Below are 18,026 nucleotides of genomic sequence, written 5' to 3' on the forward strand. Positions count from 1 at the left end.
CGATTGAGCCGAAACTTAAAGTTTGTTTATTCATCCTCAAGGAATGGAAATGCCAGAATCATTGTCCCCGGTGGTTGTCGCGTCGATCATCTTCGCCTGTACCTTCGCCGCGGCCCTTTTCGGCATGGTCCTGCACCGGAAATTGCCGGATCATCATTTGAACGACGAATCAAAGGAGGTCGAGAAGCTCGTCATGGGGCTGATCGCAACCCTGGCGGCCTTGGTGCTTGGTTTGCTGGTCGCCTCGGCGAAGAGTTCCTTCGATAGGCAAAGTGCTGAATTGCGGCAGGTGTCAGCCACGGTTCTCGAGCTTGACGGCCTTCTGGCGCATTTTGGACCGGGCGCTAGCGAGGCGCGCCAGAGGTTCCATTCGGCGGTTTCAGTGGCCACTGCAAAAATCTGGTCGAACGATAACGTCCGGCTCGGTCTAGCCAACCATGTCGAGGCCAACGCTTTCTATGACAGCATCCAAAATCTTTCGCCCAACACGGAAGCGCAACGCTTCATTCAGAAGAGGGCGCTTGAAATAAGCGCGGCCCTCCGCCAGACAAGCGCGCTCATGATCGAACGGGTCGGCAGTTCGATCCCCTGGCCGTTCCTGACTATCCTCGTATTTTGGCTTTCGGTTTTGTTCTTGGGATTTGGCCTTTTCGCAAGCGTCAACGCGACCGTCTTGGTTGCCCTCTTGATAGGAGCGCTCTCGGTCTCAAGTGGGATTTTCCTGATCTTGGAATTGGACCAGCCCTACCAGGGATTGATACGGGTCTCCGACGCGCCCCTGCGCAACGCCCTGGCTCAAATCAACCAATGAACATGCGCAGAGGAACTGCGTCGGTCAGAAACCGTGCGATAAACCGATCCGGCTCAAGCGGCTGGGGGGGTGGCCTGGCTTACGCCGGCCAGCGCGGCGCGCAGCGCGTCTTCCTTGGTGTGGTCGAAGGAGGTCCGTAAAACCGTCCCGCCGACGCCCTTGAGATCCTCCAGCACCTTGTCGGTGGTCAATTTGCGGATCAACAAAAACAAAGCCGCATTGCCTGATTGCAAGGTTTGCCCGATCTCTTTCATGAATGCGTCGTTGACGCCAACATCGGAGAGCGCGCCGCCGATTGCGCCGGAGGCAGCCCCAAGCGCGGCGCCGGCGAGCGGCATGAGGAAGATCAAACCGATCAACGTCCCCCAGAAGGTGCCGGAAACCGCTCCAAGCGCGGTCGTATTCACCAGCTGGTTGAGCTTGACGCTGCCGTTGGGCTCCTTGACGGCGATGGCCGCGTCGCCAAGTTCGATCAGATATTCCTTCTGCAAGTCCAATATCTTTTGCCGGACTTCCTCGGCCTTGGCTTCGGAAGGAAATGCGATAACGACAAGGTCGCTCATAGTCTGCCTTTCTTTCTTTGCGGCGTCTCTATCATACTGATCGCGCCCCCGGCCCATCCTTGCGCCACGGCCCCGAGGCGGGCGAACAAATGCGACAATCGCAAGCAGTTGCGCAACTAATGTGAAGCAATATCATAAATTTGAACGTCGTTAGGTCAAAACTTTCGACCCGCGCCGGGGACTTGGCTAAAGCCCCTCGAAAAGCACGCCCGCGAGCAATACCCCATAGGCTGCCCCCAACACCCAAAAGCGATGCACCGCTACATAATGCCCGACGACGGGAATATGCGTGTAGAGCGAAGCGACCGCGAGAACCGCAAGCACGAGGGAGACGAGGAAAACAAGCAGTGTAGGCGGGGTCAGGTTGAAGCGCATGGCAAAGTCCCGAATCAGTGGTTCCTAAGCCCAAGCTTTTACAGCGAACCCCAGGTCGGCTGGCAAATTTAATCGACTCTCCCGCGAACTCCTTCGCGCCCTTGCCGTTCGAGGGGTGCATGCCCTCACTCGCGCGTGCGGCGCCCTCGCCGTGAAGGTCGAGGCGATCCCTTCAAACCCTTCGCTCCTCACGAAAACGATCCTCTCTCAGAAGGATTCTTGCGATGTTCTCACACGTCAAGGAAACCATTCAGCCGGTTACGGTCAACACGCCGGATCCGCGATTTGGACAGTATCTTCTCGAACAATTCGGCGGCGCCACCGGGGAATTGACAGCCGCGCTGCAATATTGGGTGCAATCGTTCCATGTCGAGGATGCCAGCATCCGGGATATGTTGCAGGATATTGCCCTGGAAGAATTCAGCCATCTGGAGATGGTCGGCAAGCTGATTGCGCAGCACACGCGAAATATCGATCAGAGCGATGTCTATGCAGCGCCGCTGTTTGCCGTAAAAGGCATGGGACCCCATTTCCTCGACAGTCAGGGAGCGGCCTGGACGGCCTCCTACATCAACGAGGGCGGCAATGTGGTGCGCGACCTCCGCGCCGATATCGCCGCCGAAGCTGGGGCTCGGCAGACCTACGAAGCGCTGATCAAGCATTGCACCGACGAAGGCACGAAAAAGGTGCTCGTCCATTTGCTGACCCGCGAGATTACCCACGCGCAAATGTTCATGAAGGCATTGGATGCGATGGGCAAATTGACCGATCCCTTCTTCGGCAATGTGCAGCCGGACGACACCGTGGATGTGGTTTTCAATCTATCTCACGGCGAAGACTATCGGGGACCCTGGAACGAAGGTCAGTTCCGCTATGTGGCGGATCCGAAACCGCAAGGCGGATTTCCGCCCGCTCCCGTCAATCCCGACGACGAGAAGCTCGACCGTCGCGCCGCCGAATAAGGCGCGGCTGATGCCCGAAGCATCGTCAAAAAAAAATTGGGGCCGCGTGGTTGGCGCGGCCCCTTTTTTACGGACTCCCCCGAGGGCCCAAGGGAGGGCGTAAATCGATTTGCGAGGTCAGCCCCTGATCCCGAATATGGTTTTCGGGAAGCCGAGCTGTCCGGTTTTAATGTTCGTCGATTTTTCGACGGTGGTCGGTCGGTCGAATTGCACCAACACACCGAGGGCGCCGGCCGCCAAGGCCAGAACGACGATCAGAATAAGGGAAACTCTAAACTGTCTGCGGGCCGAGCGCGCGTCATAGGCGCGGACAAAACCGGCATCGGCCTTATGGTCAGAATGGTCCGTAATCGACATGCCGCCACTCCGAGACAGTGGATTCAAGCTATGTATTTCCATTAACGCGCGGATCCCGCCGCGCCTGTGCGGCGACGCACGACTCCGCGAGCGCCCTCGATACCGATCGTGCGGTCTCGTTAAGGCGACCCTGCGACCAAAGCCTGGCTCGGCAGAGTTCTCGCCTGATTAAGGTCTTTCGCGCCCCCGCGCATGTTTAAAATGATTTTAGTGTTAATGCGCCGTCAACATGGTTTTCGGCCGCGAGCCCGCTCCTGCGGCCGCCCCTGGTGGTTTCTTGTTGCGTTGCGGGAGCTTGATACCTAAGGTCCCCGCCGCACGAGGGGTACGCCCTCATTTCCGCAGCGGAGCCTGTCTAATGTCCTTTATCGCCGATGCCCTTTTGCGTGTAAAACCATCCGCGACGATTGCGGTCACACAAAAGGCACGCGATCTCAAAGCCGCCGGGCGCGACATCATTTCGCTGTCAACCGGTGAGCCGGATTTCGACACGCCGGACAACATCAAAAAAGCGGCGATTGCCGCAATCGAGCGCGGCGAGACCAAATATACGCCGGTCTCTGGCATCCCGCCTTTGCGTGAGGCGATTGCGCAAAAATTCAAACGCGAAAACGGCCTCGACTATAAAGCTTCGCAGACCATCGTCGGCACCGGCGGAAAGCATATTTTGTTCAATGCGCTTCTCGCCACCATCAATCGCGGCGATGAAGTCATCATTCCGGCGCCCTATTGGGTGAGCTATCCCGATATGGTTTTGATCGCGGGCGGTACCCCGGTCGCGGTCGAAACCCGCATGGAGCATGGCTTCAAGCTGCAGGCCGAGGCGCTCGACAAGGCGATCACGCCGAAAACCAAATGGCTGATCCTGAACTCGCCGTCGAACCCGTCGGGCGCCGCCTATACGCGCGCGGAATTGAAAGCGCTTACCGATGTCCTGCTGCGCCATCCGCACGTGTGGACCCTGACCGACGACATTTATGAGCATCTGACCTATGGCGACTTCACCTTCACGACGCTGGCGCAGGTCGAGCCGAATCTCCTTGACCGCACGCTGACCATGAACGGCGTGTCGAAATCCTACGCCATGACCGGCTGGCGGATCGGCTATGCCGCCGGCCCGGACTTTTTGATCAAGGCGATGGACATGCTGCAGGGCCAGCAGACCTCGGGCGCCTGCTCAATCGCGCAATGGGCGTCGGTCGAGGCGCTCACCGGTCCGCAGGATTTCATTCCCGAGCGGCGAAAGATTTTCGAGGGACGGCGCGACCTCGTCGTCTCGATGCTCAACCAGGCGAAATATTTGAACTGCCCGACCCCGGAAGGCGCGTTCTATGTCTATCCGTCTTGTGCGGAGGCGATCGGAAAAAAGACGCCTGAGGGCAAAGCGATCGGCAATGACGAGGATTTCGTCGCGGCTCTGCTTGAGGCCGAAGGTGTCGCGGTGGTTCAGGGCTCGGCCTTTGGCCTTGGCCCGAATTTCCGGATTTCCTATGCGACCTCGACGTCGGTGCTGGAAGATGCCTGCGCGAAAATCCAGCGGTTTTGCGCGTCGCTCGTGTAATCGCACCAAAATGTTTCACGTGAAACATTTTGGTGCGATCGGCGCGGCATCAGGCAGCAAACTCATCTAAATCAATATTGCAGAAAATAGGGTTTCTGGCCACGCTTTGTTCAACAAAGCATGGGCGGGTCTGTTTGAACCTTAAATTGTCCACGCCCTTCGCCCGAAGTGCGATGAACTAGAGCGCATATCGGCCTCTTACGAGATGCGCGCGAGCTGGCGTCAACTGTTAGTCGCGCCAAAGCCTGGATCAAAATGATACAGTCTTGCGCAAGGCTACCGGCTTTAAAATCATCTAAGCCAGTTGAGGCAAGCAATGCGGGGCGGAAACGAAAGGGCTAAAGGTGCGGGTTGCAAAGTAGCCGATGAAAGTAAGTTTGAGCAATTTATTCAACTATTTATCGCACATGTTTATGCCATGGTTATGTTGCATCAATAGCGCGATCAAAGAATTTTTTAACAATTAGCCTATCTGCAGGATGGACAAAAGATTTGGCGAATCTATATACTCTCCTCTGGCAGGTCGCGTTCAGAAGTTTTTTGATTTGTCAAGCCGCAAGCTAAAAGGCCCTGGAGATTTCAATGCAAACATTGCAAAGCGTCCGTGTTGTCATCCTTAATGATGGCGGCCAATGGATTGCGCAGTGCCTTGAACATGACATTTGCGCAATGGCTAACAATTTAGATACTTTGCAGTCCCGTCTCGAAGTTGCAATCGAGGCGGAGCTAGAGCTTTGTAAGTCGGAAGGTCGTGACCTGAGTTCTTTACCTCAAGCACCGGCACATTTTTTTACCCTATGGGATAAGCGTTCTAACTTTGATAAGAGCGAGATGATAGACGGCGTTGGATACCAAATGGCTCTTTGCGCATAGGGAAAATTCGTGGCCTCGCCCTTTGGCGGACACCCGACATTAGCTCAATATATGCAATGGATCAGAGAATGTGGCGGTCATTGTCAATGCGGATACCGCAATGACAAACAGGGCCAACCAGTTTCGCTGGTGAAGATTGTTGCCGATAATGGAAAGTCAGTAATCATCTCTGGCCTAGATCAGGCTGAACATATGGTGCCAACATATGTGGCTTATCTTGATCGAAGACTTGGGGTAAATTCTCCCTGGTTTAAGTTGCCGGAATAACCAAATATTTTTTGGCCCATATCCTTTCCAATGGTGCGAAACTTGATGCTGTGCTGGAGGGAGCCAGGATTCAATTGTTTTCGCCGATTCAAGCGCCGCCATCGAGATTTCCTTTACGAAATCGACAGATCAGCATACATAAAATAGGTGGAGGCGGGGGGTGTCGAACCCCAAGGGGAGACGCTGCAAATCGTTCCTTGGCACCGGCCTATAACCGCCCCCACACAGGAAACCCGGTCGGGTATGCGTCCGGGTTTTCTGGTTTAGGCGGTTGTATAGATACCCTTTTTGCCCTCAATTGATCTGATAAGCCCTTGCTTGTTCAGCCGATAGAGCCTGTTTGAAATGATATTGCGAGCCCCGATTTCTTTGTATTTCCGAAAGAGATCAATCAGAATTTCGTCGAGGGTGGCCGTTCCACCACGGTCATTAATAATCAGGACGAGCTGATCGGTTTGTCCTTTTTTTGCACGGTCGCTCAACTGCGCCAGCAATTCGTCGGGAAGGTCTGAAAGGTCATCTTCTTCGACGGAAGGCGGTTCGACTAGTTTTTGCTGGGGCGTCCCCTTCTCCGGGCGATTTTCTTGATTTTCAAGATATTTGAGAAGATCTTCGTGCTGATCGAGCAATCGTCTATACATTTCGACCTGACCAGGCCGATAGTTTGGGTGATTCGGAGGGAACCGATCTAGTAGGCTCTCGTAATGAGCAACTTGGCCCTTGACTAATGCTATGTGTTTATCTAACATAATAAAGCCCTTACACGGCAAACGGGCGGCGTTCGCGCTCATTGGCCCGTTTCGATTTGGATGACGGAGTCGGTTTTCCTTCCACGGGGACCGGCTCCGTTTTCATATCTGGCATAGTCTTAATCATATCACAAGCAATTTTTCGCGATTTCGTCGATTCCGCGCCATTTTTTTGAGTCGCAGTCCCTGTTTCCACCATCGCATCACGCCATTTTGCCTTGAATGCGCGATTTTTAGCTTATAAAAGCAATATAAAAGCAACAGCACATCATAATCTCTGCCAATTTCTGTTCTCGAAAACAAAATGCACAAGAATGCATATTTTTGTGCGCAAGAATGCATATTTTTGATATGTCTATCGCCAGATATTAATATATAGATATCTTTATGTGAATGTGGCGACCGAGCCCCCTCTCGGCGATCACCCTCGCGTCCAATCTTTTAGCACCGAGACGACGGCACTTGTGAGACGCGCGAGATCGTCTTCCCCAATCGTGAAGGCCGGGGTGAGATAGACGATCCTGCCGAAGGGGCGCACGAACACACCGGCCTCGATGAACCGTCGTTTCAATTCGCCCATATTGTCGATGCGATCGAGTTCGACCACGCCGATCGCGCCCTTGACCCGCACATCGCGGACATGTGGAAGACTTCGCGCGGGTTCAAAACCCCGCGCGAGTGCCGCTTCTATGGCCGCCACTTGCGCCAGACGCGGCTCGCTCGCGAAGAGATCGAGCGAGGCATTGGCCGCGGCGCAGGCGAGCGGATTGGCCATGAAGGTCGGTCCATGCATCAGCGCGTGGCGCGGCTCCTCGGACAGAAACGCATCGAATATTTTTGCCGTGGCGATGGTCGCGGCGAGCGCCATCGTGCCGCCGGTCAACGCCTTCGAGAGCGTTATAATGTCCGGCGTGACGCCCGCCGCCTCGCAGGCAAACATGGTTCCGGTCCGGCCGAGGCCGGTAAAGATTTCGTCAAAAATCAGCAGAAGACCATGCCGATCTGCTGTGCGTCTTACGTGCTGCAAAGTGGCCGCATCGTGAAACAACATGCCGCCGGCGCCCTGCACCAAGGGCTCGACCAGAATGCCGGCAATCTCATCTGCGTGGGCCTCAAGCAATGTGTCGAAAGCTTTGGCCCGAATGCCATCAGTAGGAAGCTCGGCGATGATCTGCTGCGGCAGGACCTTGGCGAAGAGGGTATGCATCCCTTCCTCGGGATCGCAGACCGACATGGTTGCGAATGTGTCGCCATGATAGCCGCCCTTGAACGCGACAAAGCGGCTGCGCTGGTTTTGTCCCTGGTTCAGCCAGAATTGCACCGCCATCTTCATGGCGACCTCGACGGCGACCGAGCCGCTGTCGGAGAAAAACACCCGATCGAGTTCGCCGGGAAGCAGCGCCGTCAATCGCCGCGCCAAATTGAGCGCGGGCTCGTGCACGAGACCTCCGAACATGATGTGAGGCATAAGGCCCAGCTGATCCAGGACGGCCGCGCTGATCTTTGGGTGGTTATAGCCGTGGCAGCCGGTCCACCAGCTCGCGATCCCGTCGATGAGTTCGCGGCCATCGGCGAGAAAAATGCGGCTTCCCTCGGTGCGAACCACGGGAAGCGGCGGCGCCGTCGTCTTCATCTGGGTGTAAGGCAGCCAGATATGCTCCATCCCGCGCGTAAACCACTCCGGCGGTGCAGTTTTCATTCGTTTTTGCCTCCGGCCTCGCCGATTTGTCCCTTCCAGCCGCGCTTCCACCGGTCGGGGCTACCCAAACGGTTCGGGCTCGCCTATGTTGCCCGCGTTTTCCACCCACCTGGGACATTATCATGGCCGCGCATAGCATTCCGCATTTCCACAATCAGCCGGGCGTCCCGGTGGTGCGCGTCGGCGCCAGGGAATTCATGTGTGTTGGCGCTCTGCCGCCCTTGGATCATCCGCATATCTTTATCGACATGGGCGAGAGCCTCGACGCCATCTGCCCCTATTGCTCGACGCATTATGTCTATGACGACCGGCTGCATGGCACCTGCGAACCGCCCGAATGCATGTTCAAGCCTGAGGCCGAGTCCCTGACGGAATCGTCGATTGAGCACGCCTGATCTCCGATGAAAGGGCCTCATGCACTAATAGCTGGCGCCGGGATCGGCGGTCTTTGCGCGGCCTTGTGCCTGGCGCGCGCGGGCTGGCGGGTCACCGTCTACGACAAAGCCAAGGTTCTCGAAGAAGTCGGCGCGGGCCTTCAGCTCTCGCCCAATGCCAGTGTCGTTTTGGGCCGGCTCGATGTCATTCAGCGCCTAAAACCCTTCAGCCTTTCCCCGCGCGCCATCAAGATTCGCCGCAGCCGGGATGGCGCCGTACTCGCGGAGATGTCGCTCGAAAACGCCGAACAACGCTGGGGGGCGCCTTACCTTGTCGCGCACCGCGGCGATCTCCAGCGTGTTCTGCTTGAGGCGATCGCAGGCGAGGGCCGCATAAGTCTCCATACCGGGGCGGCCGTCGTCGGATTTACCTCTTGCGTCAACCGGGTTGAAGTTGTTGTCGAGCACGGCGACTACCGGGTGACAACGACGGGGGATTGTCTGATCGGAGCGGATGGATCGCGCTCGCTCATTCGCGAGCGGATGGTCCGCGAACGAGAGGGGCCGCCCGGAACAGCTCATGCGCAGATTGTGCATCCGACCGATCGGCCAATATATTCCGGTCGTACCGCCTGGCGCACCCTTGTCGATGCAGGCAAGGTCCCTGACGACCTGCGCAAGGAAGAGACCACGCTCTGGCTCGGGCGCAGAGCCCATCTCGTTCATTATCCCTTGCGCAAGGGGACGATCGTCAACGTCGTGGCGATCGTGGATGAGGATTTCCGCGTCGCGGATGAAGCGGAATTCTGGTCCAGCATAGGTGCGCCGAAGGATCTCGAAGCGCGGTTTGCGGACTGGCACGCAAGCGCTAAAGATTTGCTGCGCGCGGCTCCGCAGTGGCGCAAATGGCCGCTCTTCGATCGCGAACCGATCGCCAGCTGGACAGCCGGCCGGGTGGCGCTATTGGGCGATGCGGCGCATCCCATGCTGCCGTTCCTCGCGCAAGGCGCGGCGCAGGCGATCGAGGATGCAAGCGCGCTTGGCGAAGCCTTGGCGGGTCATCGCAATGTCGAAGAAGGCCTCCTTGCTTACCAGGTGGCGCGGCATGCCCGCGCGACGCGGGTGCAGTGGGAATCGCGACGGCAGGCCCAGATCTATCATTTCGGCGGTCCCGCGGCCTTGGTTCGCGACTTTGCGCTTCGCGGCCTTGGCGGCGAGAAGATGCTCTCCCGCTACGATTGGCTTTACGACGCGCATACGCCGCGAGCCTGATCGAAGTTCAGCCCGTAACGGTTTCCGGTTGAACCTTGGTGTCCGAAAGGGCGATCATGCGGCGCAGTTCAGGCAGGCAGGATCCGCAATTCGTGCCGGCGTTGAGCCGCGCGCCGATCGCTTCGGTAGAACACGCGCCCGCGGCGATGGCCCGTTCGATCGCGCCCGCCTTGACGCCGAAACAGGCGCAGATCGTTGGGCTGGCATCGAAGTCGGCGGCGGCGCTTCGGCCAGCCAGCAGGAAGCGGCGTGCGGGTCCCTCAAGGCGCTCCAGCCGCCAGATTTCGGAAAGGGCGCTCCAAGCGGGGATTTCGCCATCGCGCCCCATGAAGATCACGGCATCGAGCCTTCCAGCCGTGATCAGCGCGGCCCGGAAAATGCCCCTTGCCCGATCGTGAAACTTGGCCTGCTCGGCCTTGCCGGCGGCGTTGCAGACCGCCTCGAATAGGGGTTGAAAAGCCTCGTTCGTCGCAAATCGCGCCGCATAGCCGTCCTCGATGGCGGTCCATGCCCAGACGCTGTCTCCCGGGAGCCTGAAACGACGGCGCGACAGCACAAACCCCTGCGCCGAGAATTCGACGGGGGCGAGCGCCGCTGGAATGGCCTTGGCATCCGGCTGCCCGGAATAGGGGTCGACGATGCTATGGACCAGCGCGCCCGTGCGGGCACCTCCGGCGGTCTCGTCGCTCCAATGGATCGGGACGAAGATCCGGCCGGCAATTTGGGCATCTGTCACGACAACGCGCAGCACGGCGCTGCCATGTGCCGTGTTCACGCGCGCAAATCCGCCCTCGGCTACGCGCAATCTTCGGGCATCCTGCGGGTTCACCTCGACGAAGGGCTCGGGAATATGGCTGGCGAGTCTTGGCGAGAGGCCGGTTCGCGTCATCGTGTGCCATTGGTCGCGCACGCGTCCGGTGTTGAGAAGAAATGGATATTGCCCATCCGGCGCCTCCGCGAGCGCGGGTTCGGCAATGGCACTAAAGCGCGCGCGGCCCGAGGGCGTGAAAAAACGCCCGTCCGCAAACATTCGTTGGGTCCCGCGCGGCGCATTTTCGGAAGCCGGCCATTGCACCGGTGAAAGCGCGGCATAGGCGGCGTCGCTGATCCCGGCTAGCGCACCGAGATCGAAATCGCGCGCGCCATGGTTTTCGAAGGCCGACAGGGCCGCGTGTTCCCGGAAAATAGCGGCTGGATGCTGATAGTCGAAGGCGGCGCTGAAGCCCATGCGCTTGGCGACCTGCGAGACGCTCCACCAATCGGGTTTCGCTTCGCCAGCGCAGGGCATGAATGCACGCTGCCGCGAAATCCGCCGCTCCGAATTGGTCACGGTCCCGTCTTTTTCGCCCCAGGCGGCGGCGGGCAGCAGCACATGCGCGCCGGCACCGATCGTGTCTGTCGAGCACACATTGTCCGAGATGACCAGAAGGTCGAGTTCAGCCATCGCCGCGCGGAAATGATCGGCGCGCGGCAGGCTGACGGCCGGGTTGGTGCCCATGATCCAGAGGGCCTTGATTTGGCCTCGCGCGATGGCGTCGAACATCGCGACCGCCTTGAGGCCCTCGCCCGAGGCCATGTGCGGCGCGTCCCAGAAGCGGGCGACCCGGTCCATGTCGGGCGGCGAAAAGTCCATATGCGCGGCAAGCTGATTGGCGAGACCGCCGACTTCCCGCCCGCCCATGGCATTCGGCTGCCCGGTCAAGGAGAATGGTCCCGTCCCCGGCTTTCCAATACGCCCGGTGGCGAGATGGCAATTGATGATCGCAGCGACCTTGTCGGTTCCCTGCCAGGACTGGTTGACCCCTTGGCTGTAGAGTGTGACGACGCGGCTTGTCGCCGACCAGAGATCGAAGAACGCCATGATTTCTTGCGTCGAAATCCCGCATTTGGCGGCAATCGTTGCCAGATCCGGTGCGATCTGGCGCGCTTGCGCGAGTGCGGTCTCGAAATCTTCCGTGTGCACGGCGATGTAGGCGTGATCGATATGCTCGTGCTCGGCGAGGTGAACGAGAAGGCCGCAGAATAACACCCCGTCCATGCCGGGCTTGATCGTCAAGGCGAGATCGGCACTTTCCGTCGTGGCGGTGCCCCGGACGTCGATGCTGACGATGCGCGCGCCGCGCTGTTCGCGTGCCCGCACCATCCGCTGGTAGAGGATCGGATGGCACCAGGCGGCATTCGATCCCACCAGCACAAGAAGGTCGGCCTCATCGAGGTCTTCATAGCAGCACGGCACCGTATCCGAGCCGAAGGCCCGGCGATGGCCGGACACGGAGGAGGACATGCAGAGGCGCGAATTGGTATCGACATTGGCGGAGCCAATGAAGCCCTTCATCAATTTATTGGCAACGTAATAGTCTTCCGTGAGCAATTGCCCGGAAAGATAAAATGCCACCGCCTCAGGGCCATAAGTCTCGATTGTGCGCGAAAACCCGTCGGCGATGCGATCGAGGGCCGCATCCCATGTCGCGCGCTCGCCATCGACCATCGGATGCAAGAGCCGCGTCTCGGATGCCAAGGTCTCGCCGAGCGCCGAGCCTTTGGAACAAAGCCGGCCCAAATTGGCGGGGTGGCTCGCATCACCGGCGATCGCTGCGCCTCCTGCGCCGTCCGGCGTTGCGACAACTCCGCAGCCAACGCCGCAATAGGGACAGGTCGTACGAACGCTTAAGGCTGCCGCATGGGCATTCATCAGTAAACGTCCGTCTGATACCGGTGTTGTCCGCGAAGGTCTTTCAGGAACACCTTCGCGGCGGCGACGTCCATCTTCCCATGCTCCCTGCAGACATCGACGAGCGCCGCCTCGACATCGACGGCCATGCTTTTGGCATCGCCGCAGACGTAAAAATGGGCGCCCTTGCTAAGCCATGACCAAAGTTCGGCAGCTTCCTCTCGCAATTTGTCTTGGACATAGACCTTGCGTTCGCTTTCGCGTGACCATGCAAGCGACAGCTTGGTGAGCGTCCCAGCGGCGGCAAATCCCGACAGCTCCTCCTCGTAGAAAAAATCCGTCTCACGCCGCTGATGGCCGAAAAAGAGCCAGGCCGGTCCTTGGGCCTTGGCCGCCATGCGTTCCTGCAGAAACGCCCGGAAGGGTGCGATGCCGGTTCCGGGGCCGACCATGATGATCGGCGTGTCGCCATCGGCCGGCAACGCGAAGTCATGGGCGCGCTGAATATAGACTTTTACCTTGTCGCCGGGCTGCAAGCCCGTGCCTGCGAATGTCGAGGCGACGCCGAAGCGCTCGCGCCCGCCTATTGCATAGCGGACATGATCGATGGTGAGAGACACCCGTCCTTTGCCTGCGCGGTGCGAGGAGGCGATCGAATAGAGTCGGGGCTGCAAGGGTTCGAGGGCCTCGACGAAAGCTTCCGGATCGGGCCGCAACCGGGGGAATTTTTCAAGCGCCGCCAGAACATCGAGTGTCGCGGCATCGCCGTCGGGGTCACCCCCCTTGGCCAAGGCTTTTGCCTTCGCGCGGGATGTGCCGCCCGTGATGTAAGAAATCAGCTCGAACAGAACGTCGGGCGCCAATCCCAATGAGACGTCTTCCCGAAGGATCTGACGCAGGGTCTTGTCGGCAATCGGGAAATCGTGGGGCGCATCGATCGCCGCGATGACCGCATCGACCAGCCGCTCGTCATTGACCGGAAAAATGCCAAAGCTGTCGCCGGGCTCATAGTCGAGGCCGGCTTCCGAAATATCGAAGTCGACATGATAAGTCGCCTTTGCGCTGCCCTCGCGATTCAGTCTTTTGCGCCCCAGAAAGGTCGCTTCGGCGGGCGTGTTTCTTGAACGGCCGGGACGGGTGTCGGCGTCCCTAGCCTTGCCAATCGCGGCGGCTTCGGCTTTGGCCTTGGCTTCGTCCGGATCGCTCGCGCCGCCTCCCATTTCCTCGATCAGAATTTTCAGCGTGCGCGCGGTTTCCTTGGCGCCCGGCACGCAGAGGTTCAAGCGCTCCTCGGCCTGGGTCGCGATGGCCGTTGCATAGTCCTCGCAATTGTAGCCGCATTGCCCGCAGTCTTGTTGGGCCATTGCCGCCATCATGCGGCGGGCGAGCGGACGGCCTTCGGCGAGCTTCATCCGCTCGCCGAGCGGCAAGGTCTGATCATGCCAAGGCGCGCCATCATCTGCGATATCGAGCGTAACGGCTTGTGGGCCGGACAGGGCGGCATAGACCGCGAGGTCCTGCGGGGGGAGGGCGACGCCGGATTGCGGCTCCGGCGCGAGAAGCCCTGCGAAAAAGCCGTTGAGCCATGCACGCTGCTCGGGGGAGAAGGGCGCGGTCTCCGGAATGATCGGTGCCGGCGCCGGTGGGCGGTGAAAAGCGTTCATCCGTCTTGTCCTTCGGCGAAATTCTTAAGCGCGGCATTCTCATGCCGCGTCGTAAAGGCCTGAAAGCTTTCCGAAGGCGCGGCGCGATGTGCGAGATAGGCCTTGAGCAGGTTCTCCACCCGCAAGGGCGCATCCTCGGCTTTCACATCGCGCAAAATCTCCCGCCCGATCGCGCCTGTGGGTCCAAAGCCGCCACCGGCAACGATGTGGTAGCCATCGGTTGTATCGCCCTCGGCATTGAGCGCGACTCGGGCGGCGATGAGACCGATGTCGCCAATGTAATGCTGCGCGCAGGAATGATGACAGCCGGTGAGATGGATGTTGACCGGCTGATCGAGATTGACGCGCGGTTCGCACCAGTTGGCGATCTGCTCGGCGTGGGCTTTGGTATCGGCGGCGGAAAACCGGCACCCGCGCGAGCCCGTGCAGGCGACGAGGCCGGCGCGGATGGAGGAGGCCCGCCAATCGAGTCCGGCCGTTTCCACCGCCGCCTTGGCATCTGCGAGACGGGCTTCGGGGATCCCCGAAATCAAAAGATTCTGCCAGACCGTGAGGCGCAAGTCTCCGTCGCCGAAGTCCCGCGCGATCGCGGCAAGCGCGCGCATTTGCGCACAATCCATTTTCCCGACCGGCAGAACAACACCAAGATAGAAGAGACCTTCCTGCTTTTGCGGATGCGCGCCGATATGCGCTTGGCGATCCTGCATTGGCCGGGAGAGAATATGCCTCTCGTCGACGCGGGAAATTTTTCGCCCGAGCTGCTCTTCGACCTTGGCAAGAAAACCGTCGAGACCCCGGCCCTCGGCGACGTAACGGTCGAGCACATATTTCAGCCGTGCCTTCGCCCGGTTGGTGCGGTCGCCTTCGGCAATGAAAACCCGCACGATGGCATCCGCGACGTCCGTTGCCTCAGTGGGCCGGACAATGGCGCCCGTCTCCCGCGCAAGGTCCCGATGCCCGGTAATGCCGCCGACGATCAGTTTGAACCACACGCCGGGATCAACGCCCGCACCTTCAGCGATTTCGACGGCTTGAAAGCCGATGTCATTGGTATCCTCAAGCGTCGGAACCGAACCGCCTCCATCGAAGGCAACATTGAATTTGCGGGGCAGCCCGGAAAGCGTGCGCTGGTTGAGAATGTGAAAGTGCCACGCGCGGGCAAACGGCCGCGTGTCGATAAGTTCATTCACGCCGATCCCGGCGGTGGCGTCGCCCGTTACGTTTCGGATGTTATCGGCGCCGGCACCGCGCGAGGTCAGGCCCAAATCCTGCAGCCCTTCCACGACATTCAGGGAGTCGTGCGCGGCGATTTCGCGGATTTGCAGATTGGCGCGGGTCGTCACATGGGCATAGCCGCCAGCGAATTTTTCGGCGAGATCGGCGACGCCGGCAAATTGCCAATGCGAGAGAATGCCGTTGGGGATGCGCAGCCGGCACATATAGCTGTCCTGGGCCGGCGCGACATAAAAGAGACCATAATAACGCCAGCGGAAATTATCGGCGGCTTTCGGATATTCCTTGCGGTCGGCCTGGTCGCGCAGCCGATGATAGGCATCGAAGGGGTGTTCTTCGCGTTTCCATTTCTCCTGGTCGGCAAGTTTTTTGCCGCCTCTGATGAACTCGTCCTGGGCCAGCAGATGCGGGGCGTCGGGACCCGATGGCTTCGGCTCCAAAGCCGTCGGGGCGGGGCTGGCTGGAGGCAATAAACCTTTGCCCCCGCGCGCCTGGATGCCGGAGACAAATCCTTCGAGATAGCGTTTTTGTTCGGGAGTAAAATCGCCTGACATCGACAGCCTCACGCGGCTTGAGGCAGCGCGAGCGCCGGCCCGAAGGCAAGCAGATCGCGCATTTGGGAGACGTCGGCATGCGAGCGGATCAGATCGAGGTACCAGAGCCCGTCGGCGCTATCGCCAAACAGTACAACGCCCTTCAGCCGGTGGTCTTCGATGACGAACTTTTTATAAAAGCCTGCGCCATCATCCTCGATCATGACGACTTCGCTCGTCGGGCCTTCCATGAAGTCCCCGGCGGAAAACAGATTGACACCCGATACTTTTAGATTGGTTGCGAGTGTCGAGCCGGCATAGGTGGCGGTGGTCTCCCCGGCGAGGCGGCGGGCCAGGATTTTTGCCTGTTCATAGGCCGGCTCAACGAGGCCATAGACGTTGCTGCGATGCTCCGCGCATTCGCCAAGCGCGAAGATGTTGGCATCGCTAGTGGCGAGACCATCGTCAACGACGATGCCGCGACCAACCGCGAGCCCGGCCCGGCGCGCGAGCTCCACATGAGGCTTTATGCCGACCGCGCAGACCACGAAATCAGCGGGGAGAATACGCCCATCGGACAATTCGAGCGCCTTCGCACGGGCCTCTCCGACAACCCTCGCCGTGTCGGCCCCGAGCAGAACCTCGACCCCCTTGGCCTCGATCGCGCTTTTCAAAAGGGCGGCCGCATGGGGATCAAGCTGACGCTCCATCAGGCGGTCCATCAAATGCACGAGTGTCACCTCGACCCCGGCCTTGGCGAGGCCATAGGCCGCCTCTATGCCGAGCAAGCCGCCGCCGATCACAGCCGCGCGGGCGCCCGGCCGCATCAGGGCGCGCATCGCGCCAACGTCGGCGAGATCGCGGAACGTCAAGACATTTTCCAGATCCATGCCGGGCTTCGGCAGCTTGATCGGTTGCGAGCCGGTCGCCAGCACGAGCTTGGAATAGGAAAAGCATTGGCCGCTCGCCAGATTGACCGTTCGGCGATCCCGGTCGATTGAGGCAACTGCCTGTCCATCGAGGGTCGTCACGCCGCGCCCGCTCCACCAGTGCCGCGGCTTGAGTTCGAGCGAACCTTCGTCGACCTCTCCGGCGAGCAACGACGACAACAAAACGCGATTGTAGGAGAGCCGGGGTTCGGCGCCGATCACGATCACGCTGTAGCGGCCGAGAGCACGCCGAGTCAGCTCGTCGACGAAGCGGGTGGCAGCCATGCCGTTGCCGACAACAACCAATGGTTCGCTCATGGCTATCTCACGCCGCCTCGACATAGCTGTGTCGTTCATAGAGGAATTTCAGCACCCTTTCGCGCAGGTGGATGTAGGTCTCGTCGACGGCGAGTTCGAGCCGCTGGCGCGGTCGCGCGAGCGGCACGTCGAGCACTTCGCCGATGCGCGCGGAGGGGCCATTCGTCATCATCACGATGCGGTCCGAGAGAAGCACCGCCTCGTCGACATCATGGGTGATCATGATGACCGTGTTGTTGAGCGTCGAATGGATGCGCATGACGCTGTCTTGCAAATGGGCACGGGTCAGCGCATCGAGCGCGCCGAAGGGCTCGTCGAGAAGGAGCACTTTTGGCTCCATGGCGAGGGCGCGGGCGATTCCGACGCGCTGTTTCATCCCGCCGGAGATTTCCGAGACATGCTTGTCCTTGGCATGCGTCATCTGCACGAGATCGAGGTTATGCAGGCACCATTGATGCCGCTCGGCCCGCGATTTGACGCCCCCGAAAACCTTGTCGACGGCGAGCTTCACATTTCCATAGACCGTGAGCCAGGGCAGAAGACTGTGGTTTTGGAAGACGATCGCCCGATCGGGGCCGGGACTGTCGACTTGGCGGTCCTCCAGAAGGATCGCTCCGGTCGTCACGTCGGTCAGGCCCGCCAGAAGATTGAGGACAGTCGACTTGCCGCATCCGGAATGGCCAATGATGGAGACAAATTGGCCTCTTTCGATCGAGAGGTCGATGTCCTTCAACACTTCTGTCGTCGAGTTGCCGCGTGAAAAACTTTTCGTGACATGATCAATTCTGAGATAGGGACGAGCCATGGGGGCACCC

Annotated in this window: 17 protein-coding genes; 6 read left to right on the top strand and 11 right to left on the bottom strand. The window is 59.5% G+C overall.

The window, feature by feature from the left end:
- Positions 1 to 43: 43 nt before the first annotated feature.
- A complete protein-coding gene (locus tag CU048_10830; protein ID QBR71691.1) occupies positions 44 to 811 on the top strand; it encodes a hypothetical protein in 768 nt (255 codons plus the stop codon).
- A 53-nt stretch (positions 812 to 864) separates the two neighbouring features.
- Here CU048_10830 and CU048_10835 read toward each other — a convergent pair whose 3' ends face one another.
- Both CU048_10835 and CU048_10840 read right to left on the bottom strand, forming a co-directional pair.
- On the bottom strand, positions 865 to 1,374 hold the full coding sequence (locus CU048_10835) for a hypothetical protein (GenBank protein QBR72854.1): 510 nt from the start codon (positions 1,372 to 1,374) through the stop codon (positions 865 to 867).
- Between the two features lie 186 nt (positions 1,375 to 1,560).
- Positions 1,561 to 1,749, bottom strand: a complete 189-nt coding sequence (locus CU048_10840; protein QBR71692.1) for a hypothetical protein — start codon at positions 1,747 to 1,749, stop codon at positions 1,561 to 1,563.
- Between the two features lie 224 nt (positions 1,750 to 1,973).
- Between CU048_10840 and CU048_10845 the strand changes: the two genes are divergently transcribed.
- On the top strand, positions 1,974 to 2,711 hold the full coding sequence (locus tag CU048_10845; GenBank protein QBR71693.1) for a catalase: 738 nt from the start codon (positions 1,974 to 1,976) through the stop codon (positions 2,709 to 2,711).
- Positions 2,712 to 2,828: 117 nt separating this feature from the next.
- On the opposite strand, the gene CU048_10850 is transcribed toward CU048_10845, so the two are convergent.
- On the bottom strand, positions 2,829 to 3,068 hold the full coding sequence (locus CU048_10850) for a hypothetical protein (protein ID QBR71694.1): 240 nt from the start codon (positions 3,066 to 3,068) through the stop codon (positions 2,829 to 2,831).
- 358 nt (positions 3,069 to 3,426) lie between these two features.
- Between CU048_10850 and CU048_10855 the strand changes: the two genes are divergently transcribed.
- Complete coding sequence (locus tag CU048_10855; protein QBR71695.1) at positions 3,427 to 4,629, top strand: aspartate aminotransferase; 1,203 nt, start codon at positions 3,427 to 3,429, stop codon at positions 4,627 to 4,629.
- Positions 4,630 to 5,211: 582 nt separating this feature from the next.
- Positions 5,212 to 5,502 carry a hypothetical protein gene (locus CU048_10860; GenBank protein QBR71696.1) on the top strand — a complete coding sequence of 97 codons (291 nt, stop codon included), beginning with the start codon at positions 5,212 to 5,214 and terminating at the stop codon, positions 5,500 to 5,502.
- A 530-nt stretch (positions 5,503 to 6,032) separates the two neighbouring features.
- Here CU048_10860 and CU048_10865 read toward each other — a convergent pair.
- The 3 genes from CU048_10865 to CU048_10875 form a co-directional block, all read right to left on the bottom strand.
- The gene (locus CU048_10865; protein QBR71697.1) at positions 6,033 to 6,410 is read right to left on the bottom strand and encodes a hypothetical protein; all 378 of its coding nucleotides are present in this window, start codon (positions 6,408 to 6,410) and stop codon (positions 6,033 to 6,035) included.
- Between the two features lie 231 nt (positions 6,411 to 6,641).
- On the bottom strand, positions 6,642 to 6,860 hold the full coding sequence (locus tag CU048_10870; protein QBR71698.1) for a hypothetical protein: 219 nt from the start codon (positions 6,858 to 6,860) through the stop codon (positions 6,642 to 6,644).
- 79 nt (positions 6,861 to 6,939) lie between these two features.
- Entirely contained in the window at positions 6,940 to 8,217 is a 1,278-nt protein-coding gene (locus tag CU048_10875; GenBank protein ID QBR71699.1) for an adenosylmethionine--8-amino-7-oxononanoate transaminase, read from the bottom strand.
- Positions 8,218 to 8,339: 122 nt separating this feature from the next.
- On the opposite strand from CU048_10875, the gene CU048_10880 reads away from it, so the two are divergent.
- Both CU048_10880 and CU048_10885 read left to right on the top strand, forming a co-directional pair.
- A complete protein-coding gene (locus tag CU048_10880; GenBank protein ID QBR71700.1) occupies positions 8,340 to 8,612 on the top strand; it encodes a zinc-finger domain-containing protein in 273 nt (90 codons plus the stop codon).
- A gap of 6 nt (positions 8,613 to 8,618) precedes the next feature.
- Positions 8,619 to 9,863: a monooxygenase gene (locus CU048_10885; GenBank protein ID QBR71701.1), complete on the top strand. Its 1,245-nt coding sequence runs from the start codon at positions 8,619 to 8,621 to the stop codon at positions 9,861 to 9,863.
- A gap of 7 nt (positions 9,864 to 9,870) precedes the next feature.
- Here the strand turns inward: CU048_10885 and CU048_10890 are convergent, their stop codons facing one another.
- Genes CU048_10890 through CU048_10910 form a run of 5 tightly spaced genes read right to left on the bottom strand, consistent with a single transcriptional unit; the run spans position 9,871 to position 18,016 of the window.
- On the bottom strand, positions 9,871 to 12,555 hold the full coding sequence (locus tag CU048_10890) for a nitrate reductase (protein QBR71702.1): 2,685 nt from the start codon (positions 12,553 to 12,555) through the stop codon (positions 9,871 to 9,873).
- On the bottom strand, positions 12,555 to 14,198 hold the full coding sequence (locus tag CU048_10895; protein QBR71703.1) for a sulfite reductase subunit alpha: 1,644 nt from the start codon (positions 14,196 to 14,198) through the stop codon (positions 12,555 to 12,557). Before CU048_10895 ends, CU048_10890 begins: the two co-directional genes overlap by 1 nt.
- On the bottom strand, positions 14,195 to 15,985 hold the full coding sequence (gene nirA / locus CU048_10900) for a ferredoxin--nitrite reductase (GenBank protein ID QBR72855.1): 1,791 nt from the start codon (positions 15,983 to 15,985) through the stop codon (positions 14,195 to 14,197). The genes CU048_10895 and nirA overlap by 4 nt, the downstream gene beginning before the upstream one ends.
- An 8-nt stretch (positions 15,986 to 15,993) precedes the next feature.
- A complete protein-coding gene (locus CU048_10905; protein ID QBR72856.1) occupies positions 15,994 to 17,211 on the bottom strand; it encodes an assimilatory nitrite reductase large subunit in 1,218 nt (405 codons plus the stop codon).
- A 7-nt stretch (positions 17,212 to 17,218) separates the two neighbouring features.
- Positions 17,219 to 18,016, bottom strand: coding sequence for a nitrate ABC transporter ATP-binding protein (locus CU048_10910; GenBank protein QBR71704.1), 798 nt, complete (start codon positions 18,014 to 18,016; stop codon positions 17,219 to 17,221).
- Positions 18,017 to 18,026 lie beyond the last annotated feature (10 nt).

The sequence above is a fragment of the Beijerinckiaceae bacterium genome (genome assembly GCA_004564215.1).
GTDB lineage: Bacteria > Pseudomonadota > Alphaproteobacteria > Rhizobiales > Beijerinckiaceae > Methylocapsa.

Coding starts and splice junctions, on each gene's coding strand:
- CU048_10830 (QBR71691.1), top strand. CDS start 44: ATGGAAATGCCAGAATCATTGTCCCCGGTGGTTGTCGCGTCGATCATC.
- CU048_10835 (QBR72854.1), bottom strand. CDS start 1,374: ATGAGCGACCTTGTCGTTATCGCATTTCCTTCCGAAGCCAAGGCCGAG.
- CU048_10840 (QBR71692.1), bottom strand. CDS start 1,749: ATGCGCTTCAACCTGACCCCGCCTACACTGCTTGTTTTCCTCGTCTCC.
- CU048_10845 (QBR71693.1), top strand. CDS start 1,974: ATGTTCTCACACGTCAAGGAAACCATTCAGCCGGTTACGGTCAACACG.
- CU048_10850 (QBR71694.1), bottom strand. CDS start 3,068: ATGTCGATTACGGACCATTCTGACCATAAGGCCGATGCCGGTTTTGTC.
- CU048_10855 (QBR71695.1), top strand. CDS start 3,427: ATGTCCTTTATCGCCGATGCCCTTTTGCGTGTAAAACCATCCGCGACG.
- CU048_10860 (QBR71696.1), top strand. CDS start 5,212: ATGCAAACATTGCAAAGCGTCCGTGTTGTCATCCTTAATGATGGCGGC.
- CU048_10865 (QBR71697.1), bottom strand. CDS start 6,410: ATGTATAGACGATTGCTCGATCAGCACGAAGATCTTCTCAAATATCTT.
- CU048_10870 (QBR71698.1), bottom strand. CDS start 6,860: ATGCATTCTTGCGCACAAAAATATGCATTCTTGTGCATTTTGTTTTCG.
- CU048_10875 (QBR71699.1), bottom strand. CDS start 8,217: ATGAAAACTGCACCGCCGGAGTGGTTTACGCGCGGGATGGAGCATATC.
- CU048_10880 (QBR71700.1), top strand. CDS start 8,340: ATGGCCGCGCATAGCATTCCGCATTTCCACAATCAGCCGGGCGTCCCG.
- CU048_10885 (QBR71701.1), top strand. CDS start 8,619: ATGAAAGGGCCTCATGCACTAATAGCTGGCGCCGGGATCGGCGGTCTT.
- CU048_10890 (QBR71702.1), bottom strand. CDS start 12,555: ATGAATGCCCATGCGGCAGCCTTAAGCGTTCGTACGACCTGTCCCTAT.
- CU048_10895 (QBR71703.1), bottom strand. CDS start 14,198: ATGAACGCTTTTCACCGCCCACCGGCGCCGGCACCGATCATTCCGGAG.
- nirA (QBR72855.1), bottom strand. CDS start 15,985: ATGTCAGGCGATTTTACTCCCGAACAAAAACGCTATCTCGAAGGATTT.
- CU048_10905 (QBR72856.1), bottom strand. CDS start 17,211: ATGAGCGAACCATTGGTTGTTGTCGGCAACGGCATGGCTGCCACCCGC.
- CU048_10910 (QBR71704.1), bottom strand. CDS start 18,016: ATGGCTCGTCCCTATCTCAGAATTGATCATGTCACGAAAAGTTTTTCA.